Below are 18,311 nucleotides of genomic sequence, written 5' to 3' on the forward strand. Positions count from 1 at the left end.
CCGGGGGCGCAGCGCGACCGGCGACCGGTCAGAGCGCGTTGGCGTCCACGTCGCCGACGAGGCGTCGGAGTGCGACGTAGACGCCGAGGCCGACGACGGCGTAGGCGACGACGACGACCCACGACGAGGCGTCCGCACTGCCGATGGCGAGGCGCGCGGCCGTGTTCACCGGGTTGTTCGGGAACAGCGCCGTGCCGCCGAAGACGAACAACACCCCTATCGAGTAGAGGAACTGCGCCGAGCGTCGCTCCGGCGAGAGCAGGGCGACCACGGCCCCCAGCGAGCAGACCAGCACCGACAGCGCCGCCACGAGCGCGAGGAGCGCGAGCGGGTTCGCCACGCGCGTCCCGTTGACTCCGAGCAGGACGACCCACAGCGCCGCCTGCGCGGGCGCCAGCGCCGCCGCGGCCAGCAGTTTGCCGTCCACGATTTCGCGCAGGGAGACGGGGGCGACCCGGAGCAGTTCCAGTGTTCCGCGCTCTCGCTCCTCGGCGAGCGAGTCCACCGTGAGCGACCCGCTGATGAACACCGGGAGGAACAGCAGCAGGGGCACCAGCACGGTGTAGGTGAAGCCGTAGTACGGGCTGGACGGCGTCTCCGGCGGCAGGTCCACCGGGAGCGACGAGAGCCACGCCGCGCGCTCGGTTCGCTCGGCCGTTTCGAGGGTCCTGAGCACGTCGCGCAACTGCACGACGACGACGGTTGTCTGGACGTTTCCGTCCGGCACCGTCGCCGACACGTACACCCTGCCGTCCCGACGCTCTCCGATCAGCACCGCGTCGATTCCGGTCTCCGCGGGACGCTCGAAGGCGTCCGTCGCGGCCGCGGCGTCCGGGTAGACGTGCGGGTCCACGCCCGTCACCTCGTCGGCGGCGCGGACGAGTTCGTCCGTCGCGTCGCCCGCTATCGCCACGTCGACTTCGTACCCGCCCATCTCCCCGGGGTCGTACAGCGAGACGAGGCCGACGACGAGGAACGACGAGAACGCCGCGATGAACAGCTGTAACACCAGCGCGAGCACGATGGTCTTCTCTCTACCCAAGACGGCGAGTTCGCGCCGGGCGATAGTGACGCGGGGTTCACCCAAGGACGCTCACCACCGCGTAGTTGTAGGCGGCGTGAACCGCCACCGCGACGAGGAACGCCGCGGCGTAGGGCCGCTTCCCGCGCGAAGCGCCGACGGCGGAGATGCCCGCCGTGACGGCGTGTAATGCGAGAGGGGCGACCAGCAGGGCGAGAGCGAGGAGGAGGCCCGCAGCGCCCGACGCCGCCCCCGCGCCCGCACCCGTGCCAGCGAGAGCGCCGGCGTCGACGCCCGCGGGGGCGAGGAGCGTCCGTCCGAGTTCGAGCCGCTGGAGGCCGATGAGTTGCGCGACTGCGGTGAACTTCTCGCCGACGAAGAAGCCGAGTCCGGAGAGCGCGCCGAGTCGGAGCGCCGTCGGGAGCGTCCGCTCGAAGCGCGACTTCTCGAACGCCGCGAAGACGTGGAGGCTCTTGGCCGCTTCCTCGATGAGAGCGACGAGGAGAAGCATCGTCGGCACCGTGACCGCGACGGGCAGGACGAACAGCACGGCGATTGCGAGCAGTTCCGCGGCGAAGACGAACGGAATCGACACCGCGGAGACGACGGCGACGTCCCGCGGCCGAGAGACGCGCGCGTCGAGGGCGTCGAGGAACTTCAGCGGCACCGACCGCTGGGTGAACATGTCCTCCTCGCGGTAGACGCCCGCGCCGAGGGCGAACAGGGCGACGCCGCAGAGGAAGAACGGTCCCGTCGAGAACAGGTACTCTCCGAGGCTCACCGACTGGGCGCCCAAGTCGCGCACGACGAGTGTGAGCGGCGAGATGAGCGCCACGGGCGTCACCTGCGTGAAGATGGCCGGGACGAACGTGTACGAGGTGAGAAACACCGACACCGCGACGGTGACGAAGGTGAGTTCCTTGAACGACCGCGCGAACATCGCGCCGACGAACGTCGCGCCGAGGAACACGAGACCGATGGGGAGGATGGCCGCCACGGAGACGAAGCCGCCGCCGACGGCGAGTGCGATGGCCGCCGTGAGGCCGACGAGGACGGCGAGGTACGGCAGCGTCTTCCCGAGGACGATGTCGCCCGGCGAGACGGGCGCGACGAGGAGGAGTTCGCCGCGGCGGTTGATTCGCTCGTTCAGCATCGTCCCCCCGTAGGCCTGCACGACGAAGTTCATCGGCACGAGGAAGGCGAACGCAAGCACGAGGGAGGCGAACGGGAACGGCGGCCGGATGTCGGCCGGCGACCCGGTCGACGCGGAAGCGAACGGGTTCACGCCGCCGAGCGAGGGAATCGAGAGCGAGTCGTCGGAACCGGACCCCGGAGGCACGCTGTCAGTCGAACCGGACGCGGTCGACCCGCCGGACGCGCCGTCGGTCGCCGCCCCCGACTCGCCGTCGCCGACGCCGCTCGTTCCGTCGGAACCGCCGGACGCGACGCCGTCGGCGTCGCTCGACTCGCCCGATGTCGACCCCGTCCCCGCCGGGAGCGGCGACGTCCGCGAGGCGTACTCCAGGGAGACGACGACGGGAAACGCCGCCGTCCGGTTCTCCTCGGCCGCCATCGTTCGGGTGTTGTACCGCCGGACGGCGTCGTTCAGTTCCGCGAGCGCGGCCTTGCTCTTCTGCGAGTCGTCCGCGGCGATGTACCCATCACCGATGAACAGGTCCATCCCGTCCATCCGGCTCACGTCGGCCGGTCGCGGGTCCAACGCCGGCGAGGCGACGACGGGACCGTAGTACGGACTGTCCGCGTCGACGCCGACACGGTAGATATCCCGGTCGAGGGCGACGCCGCCCGTCACGACGCCCGCACTGGCGACGCCGCCGGCGAGGACGAGAGCGACGAGGGCGACCCCGACCGTCCGCCGGTCGAGCGTCCCCGCCGAACGGGATACTTCCCACCGGGCAATGCGGCGGACGGCGCGGAGGCGGTCCCCGAGCGACCGACTCACCGCGCCCTCCGGTCGCCGCGTTCCCCGACGCTCCCCTCGTCGCCACCCCCGCCGTCGGCCCGCGCGACCGCGGCGGGGTCCGCACGGCCCCGACCGTCCTCGCGCGCCGCGGGGGGACGGCCGGCGAGGTCCAGGAATATCTCCTCTAAACTCGGCTCTTCGGTCCGGATGTCCGCCACGCTGCCGCCCGCGGCCTCCGCCTCGGCGCGGACCGCTTCAACGGCCTCCATGTCGTCGACGATGCTCAGATACCGGCCGTCGTCGGTTGCGGTCGCTCCGTCGACGGGAACCGTCGTGAATACTCGATACATCGTCTCGCCGTGCTCCTCGCGTATCTCGGGCACCGTCCCGCGGGCGATTATCTCCCCGCGGTTCATGATGACGACGCGGTCGCAGACGCTCTCGACGTGGTAGAGGTTGTGCGCGCTGAACACGACGGTCTTACCGCGCTCTACCAACTCGCGCGTGAACTCCAGCACGTAGTTCGTCGTCAGCGGGTCGAGTCCCGAGGCCGGTTCGTCGTAGATGAGCAGGTTGGGGTCGTTGACCAGCGACCGGGCGATGGCCACCTTTCGCTTCATCCCTTTCGACATGTCGCCCAACCGTCTGTCTCGGTGTTCCAGTTCGAGTCGGTCGAGGGTGTCTTCGGTCCGGCGCGTCGCCTCCTCGCGGGGGACGTCGTACAGGTCCGCGAAGAAACGCAGGTACGACCGCGCGGTCATGTCCTCGTACAGCGGCGACTCCTCGGGCAGGAAGCCGAGGTGGCGGCGCATCTCCGCGTCGCCCGCCGCGTACGCGCCGATTTCGATGGTCCCCTCGGTCGGTTCGACCAGTCCGGCGAGCATCTTCAGCGTCGTCGTCTTTCCGGCGCCGTTCGGCCCCACGACGCCGAATATCTCTCCTTCCCCCACGTCGAAGTCGCTCCCCACGACGGCGGGGAACCCCCCGTACGTCTTTCTGAGCCCCGCGACCCGTATCATGAATAGAGAAGAGAAATTCTCGCAGATAAGTTATTCGTGCGGATACTCAACGTTGATACTCGGGGTGTCGGCGCAGTAATAGAGTAGCGTTCGCAACTGCTTACTCGTCCGACCGCACGGTGTCGTGCGGTCGAGTGAGTGAAGACTTGCGAACGTTACTATAGGGCTCCGCGCGAAACCGTCGACCGTGCCCGCAGACGACTACCTCGACCCGCGGACCGCCCTGTTCGTCGGCGGGTTCGTCGCCGTCCTGTTCTGGTTCGCCGCCGGCCTCGCGTTCGTCGCCGCCGGCGACGTCCTCCCCGTCGTCCGCGCGTTCGCACTCGGGTTCGTCGCGTTGGGGTTCCTGTTCCTCCTCGCCGGCGCCGCCGTCGCGGCGGTGCTTCGGTGACGGGAGTCGTGACATCGCCGCCGCGAGGGCCGCCTCGCGGCGACACGCTTTGGTGGGTGCGCGAACGTCGTTCGAACGTATGACAACTACTGTCGTACGCGACGAGGAGGGACGGTGGCACCGAACGGACATTCTGGCCTGCGCGGAGTCGTCCGTGTTGACGACCGCCGACGAACGGGAGGCCGACGCCGAGGAGTTGGGCGGGGAGCGCTGTCCGAACTGCACGTGGTAGGCGTCAGTCGTACTCGTAGAACCCCTCGCCCGTTTTCTTCCCCAAGTCTCCTGCCTCCACCTTGCGCTTGAGGAGGTACGCCGGTTTGTATCGGTCGCCGAGTTCCTCGTGAAGCGTCCGCGAGGCGTGCAGGCAGACGTCGAGGCCGATGTGGTCCGCGAGCGTCAGCGGTCCCATGGGGACGTTCGTCCCGAGCGTCATCCCGCGGTCGATGTCCTCCTTCGAGGCGACGCCCTCGTCGTAGGCGCGGATGCCCTCGTTCAGCCACGGCATCAGGATGCGGTTGGTGACGAAGCCCGGTTTGTCGTCGGACTCCCACGTCTCCTTGCCGAGGGCCTCCGAGAACCCGTGCGCGAGTTCGACGACGGCGGGGCCCGTCTTCTCCCCGACGACGACTTCGACGCCCTTCATCACCGGCACGGGGTTCATGAAGTGGACGCCGACAACCTTCTCGGGGCGGTTCGTCGCGGCGGCGATGGCGGTGATAGAGAGCGTGCTGGTGTTCGTGGCCAAGACCACGTCCTCGTCGACGATTTCGTCCAGGTCGGCGAAGATGTCCCGTTTGACGTCCATCTCTTCGACGGCCGCCTCGACCACGAGGTCCGCCGCCGCGAGGTCGGGTAACTCCGTCGTGCCGCGCACCCGGTCGAGGGCGTCGTCGGCCTCCGACTGCGAGAGTTCCTCCTTCCGCACGAACCGCGACAGGGAGTCCTCGATGCTGTCGAGGCCGCGTTCGACGTATTCATCCTCGATATCGCGCATCACCACGTCGTACCCCGACGTCGCCGCCACCTGCGCGATTCCGTTGCCCATCGTTCCGGCGCCGACGACGCCGACGGTTTCTACCTCCGATAGCTCACGAACGTCCATGACTGTCGGTCACCGCCACGGATGCTAAACGTGACGACCCGACGGAGGGGTTCACCGACCGAGAGAGCACGTGTCATCTCGAAAACATGCACGGAAACTCTCAAGTTTCAGAACGTGAAGGTAGGGGTCAACGGGTGAACGCGTGAACCAAGGTGCCGACAACGGACGTGAGGGCGACGACGCCGCCGGTGGGAGCGACGGCGTCGAGGACCGGCCGGGGGAAGGAGACGCCGCCGACGGGGACGCGGGCGCCGGCGAACGAGGGGATTCCGACGACGGCGGCGGAGAGGACCTCGAAGGAACGGTCGCGGAGGGTGACCCCGAATCGTGGAGTGCGGCGGCGCCGACCGACGGCGACGGGGCGGTCCCTCTCCCGTGGACCGTCGCCGACGAGGAGGAGGAGGAGGAGGAGGAGTCCGGGGAGTCCGAGGAGTCGCTCCGCGAGGAATCCGAGGAGACGTTCCCCGAGGCGTTCGAGGACCTGCGCTTCGTCGGCCCCAAGACCGGCGCGGCCCTCCGTGACTCGCCCATCGACGTCGAGGACGTGGCCCGCAAGCGCGTCTCCTACCGCGACCTGACCGCGCACGGCGTCAACCCGGGCGTGGCGGCGAAGATACGGCGCGAGCACTCGCTGTCGTGGTCGTTCGACGCCGAGGACGGCGACCTGTCGCGGCGGTCCTCGCAGGTCCGCGGACTCGACGACGACGAACGCGCCTGGGTCGCCGCTTCTTCGGGGTGGGCGGGTGACGAGCCGTCGGCCGCCGAGACGGACGGGTCCGGCGACGCGACGAGCGCCGAATCGGCGTGGCAGACGCGGAGCGGGTCCGACGGGGCCGATAGGGCCGATAGGGCCGACGAGGCCGACGGGACGGCGGAGTCGGTAGAACACGAGGCCGAATCGACGCCCGACGCGGAGGCCGAGTGGCGCGCGGCCGCCGAGGGGACGGCGTCGGAAGGCCCGACGCGCGACGAGGAAGCGGAGTGGCGGGCGAAGTCGACGCCCGCCGGGGCGGGGACGGACGAAGCCGACGAGGAGACCGCGTGGCGCGAACGGGCGACCGAATCCGAGGCGGCGACCCGGAGCGACGCGAACGACTCGTCCTCCGACGACGCCGAGGCGGCGTGGCGCGAGCGGAGCGCACCGACGCCCGTGACCGTTCTCGACGGCGTCGACGACGACCAGGCCGGGCGACTCGCGGACGCTGGCATCCGCTCGGTCCGTCGACTCGCCACCGCGGACCCCGCGAGCGTCGCGGACGCTCTCGAACTCGACGAGCGACGGGTCCGCGAGTGGTGCGAGGCGGCCCGCGCCCGCGTCGAGTGAACTCGAAGAAGTATTTACTCATCGAGTTAATTTGACTCGGCCGCCGTAAATTTCAGTATAGCCGGCCTAAACCGTACTCGGTTCCTCAGTTAGGATTCGTATAGCGATTCCGAACGGCGCTGGTTTTATATATTCGGTGACCGGAAACAGAACTGATGAACGTCGGTGCCGCGTCCGGACGCCTCGCGTGTTCCCGTTCGACCTCCTCGGCGACCGGTCCGCACCGCGACCCCCTCACTGCACGCTTCGCACCGGTTCGCGGAGGTGCGCTCTAACCGATGGCCACGCAGGAAGACACCCCCCCGGCGGAAGCGGTATCGAACGCGACCACTATCACGCGGATTATCGACGTCGTCGCCGCCGCGGCCCCGGAGATTCGCGCCGGTCTGCCCGGCCGGCGGGTGTACGCGGAGACGGACAACCCCTCCGGCGAGACGCCGTTGGAGGCGGACATCTTCGCCGACGACATGCTCTGCGAACGCCTCGGCGACCTGCCGGGCGTCGGCGAGTACGCGAGCGAGGAACAGGAGGACGTCATCGACACCGGCGCGGGCGGCCTCTCGGTCTGTATCGACCCCCTCGACGGCTCCTCGAACCTGAAGCCGAACAACACGATGGGTACCATCGTCGCCGTCTACGACGCTCCGCTCCCGGCGGCGGGGACGGATATGGTCGCGGCGGCCTACGTCCTGTACGGCGCGACGACGACGATGGTCGTCGCGCGCGACGACGCCGTCACCGAGTACGTCATCGACGAGGACGGCGACTACGAGGCGATACGCGAGGACGTATCGCTGCCGGACGACCCGACGGTGTACGGCTTCGGCGGCCGAGTACCGGACTGGGTCGACGACTTCGCCGCCTACGCCGAGGAGGTGGAGTCCGACCCGAGCATGAAACTCCGCTACGGCGGGTCGATGATCGGCGACGTCAACCAGGTGCTGACGTACGGCGGCATCTTCGCCTACCCGACGCTCGAAGACGCCCCCGAGGGGAAACTCCGCGTCCAGTTCGAGGGCTACCCGGTGGGCTACATCGTCGAGACGGCCGGCGGGCGGTCCTCGGACGGCGAGAAGTCGCTCCTGGACGTCGAGAAGGACGGACTGCACGCCCGGACGCCGGTGTACGTCGGCAACGAGTCGTTCGTCGACGACCTGGAAGCGGCGTTCGAGAACTGACCGGTCGACGGAGCGGCGGACGGCGTTCCGGTGGGTCGCCCCCCGTCCGGCATATCTTACATAGAAAACAATTTTGAACTCCCCCGCGCAGTCCGGGGTATGAAGGTCCGAATCGGCGCCGACGCCTCCGAGGATGAGGCGTCCGCCATCGCGAGCGCCCTCGCCCAACACCTCGAATCGGCCGTCGAGGTGTACGCCGGTGGGGCGGACGCCCCCGCGGCGACGGCCGACGCACCGACCGCGGAGTACCCTCTGGACGACGAGTTGGGGCCGACCGAACGCGAGGAGCGACTGCGCGCGGAGATTCGCGACATCCTCGAAGGCGGCCCCGAGAAGTACCGCGCCCGCCTCGGCGACCAGGGGAAACTGTTCGTCCGGGACCGACTCGACCTCTGGTTCGGGGAGGACGGCGTCACCTTCGAGGACGGCAAGTTCGCCAACTTCGACGGCTGGCATCCCGACAGCCCCGAAGTGGAGGACTCTGACGACGGGAATCGCCTCCCGGCGGACGGTCTCATCACGGGCGCGGCGACGTTCGAAGACCGGGACCTGCACTTCATGGCGAACGACTTCACCGTGAAGGCCGGGTCGATGGCCCGTCACGGCGTCGAGAAGTTCCTCCGGATGCAGCAGCGAGCCATCAAGAGCGGCAAGCCGGTGCTGTACCTGATGGACTCCTCGGGCGGCCGCATCGACCAGCAGACCGGCTTCTTCGCGAACAGGGAGGGAATCGGGAAGTACTACTACAACCACTCGATGCTCTCGGGGCGAGTCCCGCAGATATGCGTCCTCTACGGGCCGTGTATCGCGGGCGCGGCGTACACCCCTGTGTTCGCGGACTTCACCGTCATGGTCGAGGGGATGTCCGCGATGGCCATCGCCTCCCCGCGCATGGTCGAGATGGTGACGGGAGAGAAGATAGATATGCAGGACCTCGGCGGCGCGCGGATGCACGCCGAGAAGTCCGGCAGCGCAGACTTGGTCGCCCGCGACGAGGCCCACGCCCGCGAACTCGTCGCGGAGTTGGTGACGTACCTCCCGGACAAGGCGGGCGAGAAGCCCCCGAAATCGGAGACGCTCCCCCCGAAGTACTCCCCCGACGGCATCGACGAACTCATCCCGGAGGCGCCGAACCGCCCGTACGACGTCCACGACCTCTTGGACAGGGTCGTCGACGCCGAGTCCGTCTTCGAACTCAAACCCGACTACGGGACGGAGATAGTCACGGCGTTCGCGCGCATCGACGGCCGGCCCGTCGGCGTCGTCGCCAACCAACCCGCCCAGCGGTCGGGCGCCATCTTCCCCGACGCCGCCGAGAAGGCCGCGGAGTTCATCTGGACCTGCGACGCCTACGAGATTCCGCTCCTCTACCTCTGCGACACGCCGGGGTTCATGGCCGGGTCGCAGGTGGAGGAAGACGCCATCCTGGAGAAGGGTAAGAAGTTCATCTACGCCACCTCGTCGGCGACGGTGCCCAAACAGACCGTCGTCGTCCGCAAGGCGTACGGCGCGGGTATCTACGCCATGGGCGGACCCGCCTACGACCCCGAGAGCGTCCTCGCGCTTCCCTCGGGCGAAATAGGAATCATGGGTCCCGAGGCGGCCATCAACGCCGTCTACGCGAACAAACTGAACGACATCGACGACCCTGAAGAGCGGCAGCGGCGCGAGGACGAACTCCGCGAGGAGTACCGCCGCGACATCGACGCCCACCGGATGGCCAGCGAAGTCGTCATCGACGAAATCGTGCCGCCCTCGGACCTCCGCGCCGAACTCGCCGGCCGGTTCGCGTTCTACGAGGACGTCGAGAAATCCCTCCCCGAGAAGAAACACGGCACCGTGCTCTGAGGCCTCGGACCGTTTCGACCCCGTTCGAGGACCGTAGGCGAGCGTTTATCGAACGGTAACGTGCAGCTTATCCTGACTCTCCGCGAGTATGTGACGACTACTGAGAAGTGTTGCCCGTGTGAACCGTGTCATGGCAGCACCCAACGCGACGGGGCCGGCGACGCTCCTCGCCGACGCCGTCGACGCACTCGCCCGCCGGGAACGGACCCTCTGGGTCGCCGTCGCCGTCACGTACGTCCTCGACGTCGTCCTCACCGCCTACGGTCTCAGCCTCGGATTCGAGGAGGCCAACCCCGTCGCCCGCGCGACGATGCTCGCCGTCGGTCCCCTGACCGCGATGGTCGGTCTCAAAACCCTCGTCGTCGGTATCGCCGTCGTCTTCACGCGGTACGCCCCGCCCGGCGGCCGACCGCTCATCCCGTTGGCCGTGGCGACGCCGTGGGCGGTGGCATCCGTGTCCAACTACGTTCTCATCTTCGGTTGAGTCGCCCGCTCCCTGCGGTTCGAGCGACGGACGCTCAGCGCTGCGTCTCCAGCACCGCGCGAATTCCGCGCAGTTCGTCGCGGACGGCGCGCCACTGCTCGACGGTGCCCGGAATCGGGTCGTCGGCGCGGCGGGCGAGGCGGCCCACGAGGTCCGCGGCCCGGCGCGCGTCGGCGACGGCCGACAGCGACAGGTCGCCGCCCCCGGCTATCTCGACGGTGACGGTCCCGTATCCGAGCGCGCCGCCGACCGCGGACCGGCGGTACGACACGTCCTGCACCTTGTCGAGTTCGAGCGTCGTCACCTGCCGCGCCCGTCGCCCCCGCTTGGCGTACACCGCGCGGTCGGTGACGAGGTACGCCGTCGTGTAGACGGGGTACACCCCCGCGACGGCGACGAGGAGGACGAGGAGGAGACTGCCGGCGGCGACGACCCACGGGAGGCGGGTGAAGGCGACGAGGGCGACGGCCCCGACGGCGAGGAAGAGAGCGACGACTAACGGGGAGACGGCGCTGACGAGTCGCGGACGGCCGGTCCACTCGACCGTCTCGCCGTCGTCCAGCGTCACCCAGTCCGGACCGGTCATCGCTCCGAATCGGGGGACGGGTCGTCGTCCCCTCCGCCGGTCAGGTCGAACTCCTCGCCTCCGGCGGACGGGTTCTCCTTGCCTTCGTCGGGCGACTCCGTGACGAGTTCGTCTATCGGCGTCGTCTCGACGCGGTCATCGCCCTCGGAGTCGCCGCCCATCGGCGTCTCCCCACGCGCCGGTCCGTCGGCTTCCAAGAGGGACCGAATCGCGCGGAGTTCGGTCACCACCTCGTCGAGAACGGCCGCCTTGTCGGTGTCCTCCTCGCCGGTCCCGGTCGACCGCTTCACGCGTCGGTTGACGAGTTCGGCCACTTCGCGGGGGTTCTCGACGGAGCCGAACCGCATCTCGATTCCCGACCCTCCGGCGGTGCTGATATCGACGTTCCCGAACCCGACGTAGGAGCCGAGGATGCCCTGACTGTAGGAGGTGTTCTGCACCTTGTCGAACCCCACCTTCTGCACGTCGCGCGAGAGGATGCCGGACTTGCGGTAGAGACCGCTCGTTGTGACCACGTAGTGCGTGTTCCGCAGCGAGAGGTACGCCGAGGCGACGATGGGGATGCCGACGAGGACGAGTGAGAGTGGGAGGCCGACGACCAACGCGGGGACGATACTCGCGGGGTGCGGCGTGTCCGACCAGACGACCTCCTCGTCGTCATCCAGCGTCAGCCAGTCGAGTTCGGGTTCCATGGACGGCGAGACGAGAGTTGGGCGGATAACCGTTGGCCCGCAGGGTCACGACGCTCGCGTCGAGTCCGCCCGAAGCGCGTCGACTAGCACGGCCCACGCCAACCCGGCGAGTCCGACGTCCCGGACGAGCACGTCACCGAAGACGCCGTCGAGAGCGAGGGCGACGGCGAGGTACGCGCAGGTGGCCGTCAGCGAGACGGCCGCGACGGCGGCGGCGAACGCCGTGTAGCGGTCCACGAGGATGGCGGCACCGAACCCGACCTCCAACACCCCGTTGAGGAGCATGAACGTGACGGGCGAGACGACGAGCCACGGCGCCAGCCAGTCGGTAACGTACGCGGCCCACGCGGCCGGGTCGAACAGTTTGTGGACGCCCGCGAGCAAGACCATCGCGCCGAGGCTCAGACGCGCCAGCGTCGCGGGGTCCGGAGCGCGGGCGGCGAGCGTCCGGAGTCGGAGTCGAAGTCGAGTCGAGACGTCTCGGTCCACGCTACTCCTCCGGACGTTTCAACGAGAGCGCCGTCCGGTCGAACTCGCAGACCAACTCGTCGTCCTGGTTGAACGCCTCGACGTGCATCGTGACGATACCGCGTTCTCCATCCGACGTCTCTCGCTTGTCCGTGACGGTGCTACGCGCGCGGATGGTGTCGCCGTGGAAGACGGGGTTCGGATGCTCCACCTCATCGTACGAGAGGTTCGCCACGATGGTGCCGTCCGTCGTGTCGGGGATGGAAAGTCCGACGGCCAGCGACAGCGTGTACAGTCCGTTCACGAGTCGCTCGCCGAACCGCGTCTCGCCCGCGAACTCCTCGTCCAAGTGCAACGGCTGCTGGTTCATCGTCATGTCGCAGAAGCGCTGGTTGTCGGACTCCGAGACCGTCCGGCGCTTCTCGTGGTCGATGGTCTCGCCCACCTCGAACTCCTCGTAGTAGCGTCCGGTCATACGTCCTCCTCTCCGTTCGGTCGAAAAACCGTGACGGTCCGCGAGCCGCAAACCCCTTCTCGCCGTCCGCCTAACAACCGACGAACGGACGGTCGGCGTCCGCCCCAAATACAGATGAACGCGAAATCCGCCTTCGTCCTGCTGGTCGTCGCACTGCTGAGTTCGAGCGCATTCGCCGGCGGGGTCGCCGGCGCGTCGAACGCGACGCTCGAAATCCGACCCTCGGCGTCGGACGACGGGTCGGCGACGTACGCGGCGACGATGACCGTCGAGGAGAGCGACGTGGGTCCGCTGGACGCCTTCGAGATGCACCTCGGTGAGGCGGGCGTGACTCCCTCGTCGGTCCCGCCCAACGCCGTCGCCGTCGCCGGCATCGACCGGGGCGGCGACCGACCGGGGACAGAAATCGACGTCTCGGTCCGCGAGGACATCGCGGGCGTGAGCGTCAGCAACGACGGCACCGTCGAGGTGGTGTTCGACGGCACGAACGACCTCCGCGCGGGCGACGAACTCGTCGTCGTCGTGGAGGAACTCCCGACGCCCGCGGCGGGCGAGTACGCCGTCCCGCTGAGTCTCAACGCACCCGGCGAGCGCGCGACGGTGAACGCCACCGTCACCGTCCCGGAGAGCGCCGGCGCGACGTCCGCGCCGACTGACGATTCGGGGACGACGGCCGAGGCCGACGGCGCAGACGTTGTGGCGCTGACCGACTCGCCGGTGCCTGGGTTCGGTCCGGTCGCCGCGGCCGTCGCGGTGCTCGCCGCGGCGGCGTTCGCGGCCCGCGCCGCGCGGCGGTGAGCGTGGAAGAGAAATAGGGACAAGACACTACCTCGGTCGGCCCCTTCGTACGCCCATGAGCACGACCCGCTGTTCGCGCTGTTCGACGGTCGTCCCGGAGACGCGATTCTGCCTGCACTGCCGCGCGACGCTCGACGCGGTGGGGATTCCGGACCGCCATCCGTCCCTCACGAGTCACCTGAGCGAAGTCGCCGCCGAGGCGGACCACGAGAGCGTCACGTTCGAGGCGCTCAGGTCGAAGCACGACCGCTACGACCGGCCGCTGGGCGCGTACCTGTTCGAGGACGAACGGCCGCGGTTCGTCCTCGTCGTGAACGACCTGACCATCGAGGGTCCCGACGGCGAGTCGTGGTCGGTCGACCCCGGCTTCAGAACGCGGGGACACGCCCTCGTGAGCGACCGACGGGTCGTCGTCGTCTCGCCGTCGGACCGCGGCGACCAGGTCGCGGCGCTCGACTTCGCTGACGTGGTCGGCGTCAAGACGGGGTCGTCGTGGCTGACGGACACGCTCGCCCTCGAAGAGGCCGACGGGTCGACGGCGACGCTCTCGGTCGCCGACCCGGACGATCTCGACTCGGTCGCAGAGCGGATGCGCGAACTGGCGCACAGCGTCCACTCCTCTGCCTCGCGCGCCGCCGGGTTCCGACACGACTTGGACGCCGCCGTCGCGGACGCGTCGGACGCCGAGACGGCGCTCCGAGCGGCGGCCGACCTGTTCGCCGACCGGGACGGGGAGTCCGAGTCGGGGTCGGCGTTCGACCGCTTCGCCGCGGAGGCCGACTCCGCCGAGGAACTGTTCGCGCTGCTCTCGGAGTCGACGCTCGTCGGGCCGTCGCCGCCGCGTCCCGCCGAGGACGAGACGACGGAAGACGGAACGTCCGGGCGCGACAGTGACGGGACGGCCGCCGTCGAGTTGGCGGACCAGTTGCCGACGGCTCGGCGGGTTCGACTCGACGCCCGACCGTTCGGACGGAATCTCAAGCGCGCGTTCCGCGAGGGCGACCCGAAGGAGGCCGGTAAATGGGCCATCGGCGCGGGCATCGCGGGGTTCAGCGTCGCGGTGTCGCTCCCGTTCTCGACGGCGGCCGGTCTCGGCGCCATCGCCCTCGGCGGCGCCGCCACGGGCGCGTACGCCAGCGCCAACCCCGACTCGGCCGCCGCGCGCATCGACCCGTTGGAGATGGCCGTCGGCGCGCGGACGCGAGGCCGACGGTGGGACCGCGAGGGCGGACCCGGCGGGACCGCCGGCGGCAACCTCCTCGGCGCGGCCGAACACGTCTTCGACCGGACCAATCCTCCCGCCGAGTACGCCCACTGGTACGCCAACGTCGACCCCGAGGCGGTGCTCCGCGGGGCCGAGATGGGGGCGCGCGCCGCCGACGCCTCCTCGGAGGTCGGAAACCGGACCACCGGGGCGCTCTTGGGCGGCGGGTTCGGCCTCGCCTACGGCTACAGCGGACTGGACGCCGACGACGGCGAACTCGACGAGTTGCTCGACGACGACCTGCGGCGCGTGCTGCCGTCGGGGGGCGGAGACGCCCTCGACGAGGTAGAGGCGAGTACCGACGACGAGGCGTTCGTCGAGTCCGAATCCGAACCGGCGGTCGAAGAGGCCGACGAGGAAACCGGCGCGGACCGCGGGGACGACTCGGACGGCGGCGACGCCGAAGCCGAGTAGGCCCGACGAGGGACCGGCCGAGGCCGGCGGTACAGTTTCAAGCCGTCGGCGCGCGTGTGTCGGTATGGCACGACGAAGCCTCCTCTTCTCACCCGGCGACCGCCCGGAACTGATGCGCAAAGCGCCGACCGCGAGCGCGGACGTGATCTGCTTCGACCTCGAAGACGCCGTCGCGGCGGCGAAGAAGAGCGACGCGCGCGCCGCCGTCCGCGAGGTGCTGTCGGACCCGTCGTTCGACCCCGACGCCGAAGTCCTCGTCCGCGTCGCCGCCGAGACGGCGGCTGACGACCTCGACGGGGTTCTCGGTCCGAACGGCGACGCGGACGTCCGACTCGACGCGGTTATGCTCTCCAAAACCGGGTTCCCGGAGGACGTCCGGGACCTCGACGACGAACTCGCGGCCCGCGGGTGGACGCTGCCCGTGTTCGCCCTCGTGGAGACGGCGCGCGGCGTGCTGAACGCACCCGACGTCGCCGCCGCGGGACCGACGACGGCGCTCGTCTTCGGGGCCGAGGACCTGGCCGCCGACGTGGGAGCGACGCGGACCGAGGAGGGAACCGAGGTGCTGTACGCCCGCGAACGCGTCGTCCTCGCCGCCGCCGCGGAGGGGGTCGACGCCATCGACACCGTCTACACTGACTTCGAGGACGAGGAGGGCCTGCGGGCGGAGACGGCGTTCGCGGGGACCCTCGGCTACGACGGCAAGATGGCCATCCACCCCGCGCAGGTGTCCGTCATCAACGAGTCGTTCGCGCCGTCGCCCGAACGGGTCGAGTGGGCGCGGAAGGTGCTCCGCGCACGCGAGGAGGCCGACGCGTCGGAGGCGGGCGTGTTCCGCGTCGACGGCGAGATGATAGACGCCCCCCTCGTCGCCCAGGCGGAGCGAATCCTCGAACGCGCCGGCGAACGCTGAGGCCACCGGCGACACCCCCGAGGAGTACCCTGGCGACCCGTCGCCACGTCACTCGCGAGGCGGCGACGCACGAACGCCGGGGCGTCTGGCCCTGACTCGTCCGCCCGCGCGGCGTTCCCGGTCGGCCGAAACTGCCCCGAAACGACAGTTTCGCGTTCTGTTGACATTTGCTTCGCCAGAGTTAACAGCGTCTCGGTGAGTGCGGTACGTATGAACGAGGAGGCGAACCCCTTCGAGAGTCTGCAGGAGCAGATAGACGACGCCGCGGCGCACCTCGACATCGACGAGGACGTCATCGAGCGGTTGAAACACCCCGAACGGGTGCTCGAACTGAATCTGTCGGTGGACATGGACGACGGCTCCCGAAAGCGGTTCCGGGCGTTCCGCTCGCAGTTCAACGGCGACCGAGGGCCGTACAAGGGGGGTATCCGGTACCACCCGAACGTCTCCCGCGACGAGGTGAAGGCGCTCTCCGGGTGGATGGTGTACAAGTGCGCCGTCGTCGACATCCCCTACGGCGGCGGGAAGGGCGGCGTCGTCATCGACCCGAAGGAGTACTCCGCGGCCGAACTCGAACGCGTCACGCGGTCGTTCGCCAAGGAACTCCGCCCCGTCATCGGCCCGGACGAGGACATCCCCGCGCCCGACGTGAACACCGGTCAGCGGGAGATGAACTGGATAAAGGACACCTACGAGAAACTCGAACACACGACGGCGCCCGGCGTCGTCACCGGGAAGGCCATCTCCTCGGGCGGGAGCGAGGGGCGCGTCGAGGCCACCGGCCGGTCGACGATGCTCACCGCCCGCGAGGCGTTCGACTACCTCGACACGGAGATGGAGGGCGCCACCGTCGCCGTGCAGGGGTACGGTAACGCGGGGTCCGTCGCGGCGACGCTTCTCGAAGACATCGGCGCCGACGTCGTCGCCGTCTCCGACTCCAGCGGTGCGGTGTACAGCGAGGACGGTCTCGACACGCGGGCGGTCAAGGAGTTCAAGCGCGAGACGGGAAGCGTCTCGGACTACGACGGCGCTGACGAGGAGTTCTCGAACGAGGACCTGCTCACCCTCGACGTGGACCTGCTGGTCCCCGCGGCGTTGGAGAACGCCATCGACGGCGAACTCGCCGAGGAGGTGCGAGCGGACGTGGTGGTCGAGGCGGCGAACGGACCGCTCACGCCCGACGCCGACGACGTCCTCACCGAACGCGACGTCTCCGTCTTCCCCGACATCCTCGCGAACGCCGGCGGCGTCACCGTCTCCTACTTCGAGTGGGTACAGAACCGCCAGCGGTTCGCCTGGACCGAAGAGCGCGTCAACGACGAACTCGAACGCGTCATCACCGAGGCGTTCGACACCCTCGTCGACGCCTACGAGGCGCACGACCTCCCGAACTTCCGCACCGCCGCCTACGTCGTCGCCATCCGCCGCGTCGTCGACGCCTACACTGACAACGGTAACTGGCCCTGAACCGACAGCAGACGCCCCGAGCCCGACAATTAGTACCGGATACAGCTCCCGGAAATCTTCCTTATTTACGCACCCTCTAAGTAAGAATTATATGCAATCACTCTAAATTGCGAGCATGTCTCTTACGGAACTCATCGCCGGCGTCGAAGACAGCGAAAAGACGCTCGTGGTCCACAACGCCGACGACTCGACGGTCGACTCGGTCGTCGAGCGGTTCGCCGACCGCAACGTGACCGTGGCGACGGCCTCCACGGAGTCCGGGCCTCCGGAGTACGTCGTGCTCTCGGAGGGCAACCGGGTGCTCTCGGCCACCTCGCTCGCCGAAATCGTCCCCGACGGCGGCCGGCCGCGGACGCCGGGGTTCGACTCGGAGCCGTACAAACCGATTCTGGACGAACTCGACGAGACGATGTTCACCTCCTACGACTGGCGGCGGATGCTGGCCGCCTCGCGGGAGATAGAGGACCGCGCGTGGCGCGCCGGGGAGGGAACCCTGTACGCCGGGTTTCAGAACTACTCGACCTTGGAGAAGCAACTCGCCGTCTACGAACAGTTGGGGACGAAGGCGGACCTCGACGTGACCGCCTTCGCCTTCCCGGACGTCGACCTCCCGGAGCACGAACGAACGTTCGACGTCTTCCCCGAACGCGCCGCCGAGATTCGCGACACCTGGTTCGTCGCCTTCGACGGCGGCGGCGACGAGGAGTCCAAGTGCGCGCTCCTCGCCGAGGAACGCGAACCGCGCCAGTTCTACGGCTTCTGGACGTACGACCCGGGGACGGTCGACTACATCTTCGACCACCTCGGGGAGACGTACCTCGACGGACGCTCCGACAAGCGTCCCGCCGCCGGGTGCTGAGTTCGGAGGTGGACGGCGCGCGTGGGTAGTTCTCAACGTCTCGACCGACGCCGGTCTTCGTCGCACTGCGCGACGACATATACA

At 69.0% G+C, this 18,311-nt stretch carries 19 protein-coding genes; 11 read left to right on the plus strand and 8 right to left on the minus strand.

What is annotated here, in order from left to right:
- Positions 1–28: 28 nt before the first annotated feature.
- The 3 genes from NDI76_RS08425 to NDI76_RS08435 are packed head-to-tail and all read right to left on the minus strand — an operon-like array spanning position 29 to position 3,964.
- Positions 29–1,087 (minus strand): ABC transporter permease, encoded by a 1,059-nt coding sequence (locus NDI76_RS08425; RefSeq protein ID WP_310923557.1) that lies wholly within the window; start codon positions 1,085–1,087, stop codon positions 29–31.
- On the minus strand, positions 1,080–2,984 hold the full coding sequence (locus NDI76_RS08430) for a PrsW family intramembrane metalloprotease (protein WP_310923558.1): 1,905 nt from the start codon (positions 2,982–2,984) through the stop codon (positions 1,080–1,082). The genes NDI76_RS08425 and NDI76_RS08430 overlap by 8 nt, the downstream gene beginning before the upstream one ends.
- Positions 2,981–3,964: an ABC transporter ATP-binding protein gene (locus tag NDI76_RS08435; RefSeq protein ID WP_310923559.1), complete on the minus strand. Its 984-nt coding sequence runs from the start codon at positions 3,962–3,964 to the stop codon at positions 2,981–2,983. Before NDI76_RS08435 ends, NDI76_RS08430 begins: the two co-directional genes overlap by 4 nt.
- 187 nt (positions 3,965–4,151) lie before the next feature.
- Here NDI76_RS08435 and NDI76_RS08440 point away from each other — a divergent pair, with 187 nt between their 5' ends.
- Entirely contained in the window at positions 4,152–4,355 is a 204-nt protein-coding gene (locus NDI76_RS08440; protein ID WP_310923560.1) for a hypothetical protein, read from the plus strand.
- Positions 4,356–4,434: 79 nt separating this feature from the next.
- Positions 4,435–4,587 carry a hypothetical protein gene (locus NDI76_RS08445; RefSeq protein ID WP_310923561.1) on the plus strand — a complete coding sequence of 51 codons (153 nt, stop codon included), beginning with the start codon at positions 4,435–4,437 and terminating at the stop codon, positions 4,585–4,587.
- 3 nt (positions 4,588–4,590) lie between these two features.
- On the opposite strand, the gene NDI76_RS08450 is transcribed toward NDI76_RS08445, so the two are convergent.
- On the minus strand, positions 4,591–5,457 hold the full coding sequence (locus NDI76_RS08450; protein ID WP_310923562.1) for a 3-hydroxyacyl-CoA dehydrogenase family protein: 867 nt from the start codon (positions 5,455–5,457) through the stop codon (positions 4,591–4,593).
- Positions 5,458–5,599: 142 nt separating this feature from the next.
- Between NDI76_RS08450 and NDI76_RS08455 the strand changes: the two genes are divergently transcribed.
- From NDI76_RS08455 to NDI76_RS08470, 4 genes are all read left to right on the plus strand, one after another.
- Positions 5,600–6,781 (plus strand): DUF7409 domain-containing protein, encoded by a 1,182-nt coding sequence (locus tag NDI76_RS08455; protein WP_310923563.1) that lies wholly within the window; start codon positions 5,600–5,602, stop codon positions 6,779–6,781.
- Between the two features lie 278 nt (positions 6,782–7,059).
- A complete protein-coding gene (locus NDI76_RS08460) occupies positions 7,060–7,959 on the plus strand; it encodes a class 1 fructose-bisphosphatase (RefSeq protein ID WP_310923564.1) in 900 nt (299 codons plus the stop codon).
- 99 nt (positions 7,960–8,058) lie between these two features.
- Positions 8,059–9,807, plus strand: coding sequence for an acyl-CoA carboxylase subunit beta (locus NDI76_RS08465; RefSeq protein WP_310923565.1), 1,749 nt, complete (start codon positions 8,059–8,061; stop codon positions 9,805–9,807).
- A 130-nt stretch (positions 9,808–9,937) separates the two neighbouring features.
- Positions 9,938–10,291 carry a DUF5658 family protein gene (locus NDI76_RS08470; protein ID WP_310923566.1) on the plus strand — a complete coding sequence of 118 codons (354 nt, stop codon included), beginning with the start codon at positions 9,938–9,940 and terminating at the stop codon, positions 10,289–10,291.
- Between the two features lie 34 nt (positions 10,292–10,325).
- On the opposite strand, the gene NDI76_RS08475 is transcribed toward NDI76_RS08470, so the two are convergent.
- The 4 genes from NDI76_RS08475 to NDI76_RS08490 are packed head-to-tail and all read right to left on the minus strand — an operon-like array spanning position 10,326 to position 12,563.
- On the minus strand, positions 10,326–10,877 hold the full coding sequence (locus NDI76_RS08475; protein ID WP_310923567.1) for a PH domain-containing protein: 552 nt from the start codon (positions 10,875–10,877) through the stop codon (positions 10,326–10,328).
- A complete protein-coding gene (locus tag NDI76_RS08480) occupies positions 10,874–11,569 on the minus strand; it encodes a PH domain-containing protein (protein WP_310923568.1) in 696 nt (231 codons plus the stop codon). Before NDI76_RS08480 ends, NDI76_RS08475 begins: the two co-directional genes overlap by 4 nt.
- Positions 11,570–11,614: 45 nt before the next feature.
- Positions 11,615–12,058: a DoxX family membrane protein gene (locus NDI76_RS08485; RefSeq protein ID WP_310923569.1), complete on the minus strand. Its 444-nt coding sequence runs from the start codon at positions 12,056–12,058 to the stop codon at positions 11,615–11,617.
- 1 nt (position 12,059) lies between these two features.
- Complete coding sequence (locus tag NDI76_RS08490) at positions 12,060–12,563, minus strand: MaoC family dehydratase (protein WP_343218177.1); 504 nt, start codon at positions 12,561–12,563, stop codon at positions 12,060–12,062.
- A gap of 63 nt (positions 12,564–12,626) precedes the next feature.
- On the opposite strand from NDI76_RS08490, the gene NDI76_RS08495 reads away from it, so the two are divergent.
- The 5 genes from NDI76_RS08495 to NDI76_RS08515 all read left to right on the plus strand — a co-directional run bounded on the left by NDI76_RS08495 (position 12,627) and on the right by NDI76_RS08515 (position 18,227).
- Positions 12,627–13,310, plus strand: a complete 684-nt coding sequence (locus NDI76_RS08495) for a hypothetical protein (protein WP_310923571.1) — start codon at positions 12,627–12,629, stop codon at positions 13,308–13,310.
- Positions 13,311–13,365: 55 nt separating this feature from the next.
- Complete coding sequence (locus NDI76_RS08500) at positions 13,366–14,988, plus strand: hypothetical protein (RefSeq protein WP_310923572.1); 1,623 nt, start codon at positions 13,366–13,368, stop codon at positions 14,986–14,988.
- 64 nt (positions 14,989–15,052) lie between these two features.
- Positions 15,053–15,901 carry an HpcH/HpaI aldolase/citrate lyase family protein gene (locus NDI76_RS08505; RefSeq protein ID WP_310923573.1) on the plus strand — a complete coding sequence of 283 codons (849 nt, stop codon included), beginning with the start codon at positions 15,053–15,055 and terminating at the stop codon, positions 15,899–15,901.
- Between the two features lie 210 nt (positions 15,902–16,111).
- Positions 16,112–17,368 (plus strand): Glu/Leu/Phe/Val family dehydrogenase, encoded by a 1,257-nt coding sequence (locus NDI76_RS08510; protein WP_310923574.1) that lies wholly within the window; start codon positions 16,112–16,114, stop codon positions 17,366–17,368.
- Positions 17,369–17,483: 115 nt separating this feature from the next.
- Positions 17,484–18,227 (plus strand): DICT sensory domain-containing protein, encoded by a 744-nt coding sequence (locus NDI76_RS08515; protein WP_310923575.1) that lies wholly within the window; start codon positions 17,484–17,486, stop codon positions 18,225–18,227.
- Positions 18,228–18,311 lie beyond the last annotated feature (84 nt).

The sequence above is a fragment of the Halogeometricum sp. S1BR25-6 genome, from assembly GCF_031624495.1.
In the GTDB taxonomy this organism is placed as follows: domain Archaea; phylum Halobacteriota; class Halobacteria; order Halobacteriales; family Haloferacaceae; genus Halogeometricum; species Halogeometricum salsisoli.